Annotated in this window: 1 protein-coding gene and 1 pseudogene; both read right to left on the bottom strand. The window is 42.9% G+C overall.

Going from position 1 to position 1,303, the window contains the following annotated elements; all coding sequences use genetic code 11:
• Positions 1-1,067, bottom strand: a pseudogene (locus E1176_RS00880) (hypothetical protein); the annotation flags it as partial.
• 31 nt (positions 1,068-1,098) lie between these two features.
• A partial coding sequence (locus E1176_RS20275; RefSeq protein WP_185152518.1) for a hypothetical protein occupies positions 1,099-1,303 on the bottom strand: 205 nt, incomplete at its 5' end.

Here is a 1,303-nt window from a genome sequence, read left to right as displayed (position 1 = left end):
CTAAATATATATGGGCTGATTGTGCCACCTACCCCTTGCCCTAATACAGAGTAAGAATCATATGCTGGAAATGCTCCTCCAGGCTCCTCCTCTGGATTTGCTGTTTTCACGTTCTTTTTAAAACTTTCAGGGTCATGTAAAGCATAAGAATCATCAACTCCTAAAATACTACCATCATGCAGGACTCCACGTGTTTCATAGTCCAAGCTTTCATCTGAATAATAGCGATGATATTTGTACCCGAGGGAAATCGTCACATAGCCAATAGGAATTGTTACGCCAAAACCAGAACTTTTTGTTGTTATATTTCCTGCTTTCGAATTATTTAAATTTGCCGAAATACCTGCAACTTTAAGAGCAGGTTTAGTGTCATTCGAACTCATTGACACCCCCATCAAGGGAGCATTTATTCCTCCGTAACCTGATTCAGACTTAAAATTAGTACTAACACCTACTTGTGCACTTGCCCCATGAAAATCATAGGACACTCCAAGATTTGCACTTGCACCTCCGTAAGGACTTATTCCTACACCAGCCTTTGCGGTAACAGGACCGACTTCATATCCAAAACCAAATTGCCCTCCTACACCTACACCTCTGTAAGTATCTGTAGCCACAGTGAGAGAAGCATTCACCCCACAAACACCTACTCCTGCTGAATATACCCTAGTGATACCACCTTCCCAATAATCTCTAGTAGTTCTTATTGCTGATTTATGATCATCAGGAAAGCCATTAACAAACCTATTAATAGCTCCAGGGTTCAAAGTCCAACCTAGCCCTACCCAACTGGCCTCTTGGTTAGGTTTAATACCGGCATGATATGATAAATTTAAAGGATAACCTCCACTTGGCCCTGGCACTTCTAATAATGGCATGTTGTATACAAAATCACCTGTTGACAGATTTACCATGTCGGTGGTATCCACAGGCTCAAAGCTGGTGGTCTCAGGTGCTGTTGGCCCTGAGGTAAGTGCCATAGCCACATAGGGTTGTGCTATGCCTGCTAGCATTTCCAGTGTAAAGAAAATGGCGATTGCTTTGAGGAATATTCTATTTCTTAACATTTTATATCTATTAGCAATGGTCAATTGGTCGTTATTGGTTATATACTTCTAGGGCCTTGTACATCTTCTGGCGTTTGGCTCCTTTCGTAAAGAGTGGGATTACCACCACCGCGGCACCAGCAAACATGAGGGGTGAAAAACTTACATCACGTTCGCTTGGAGGCAGGTCTTCGTTGTCTTTGGCTGTATTGGCTGTATCAATTATGCCGGCAACAAGCAAAGTGGCTCCCCCCAGG

Origin of the sequence: Fulvivirga aurantia (assembly GCF_009711475.1) — a bacterium.
GTDB classification, from domain to species: Bacteria; Bacteroidota; Bacteroidia; order Cytophagales; family Cyclobacteriaceae; genus Fulvivirga; species Fulvivirga aurantia.
The sequence above is the reverse complement of the archived record's forward strand: the minus strand, read 5'-3'. Positions and strand labels throughout refer to the sequence as shown.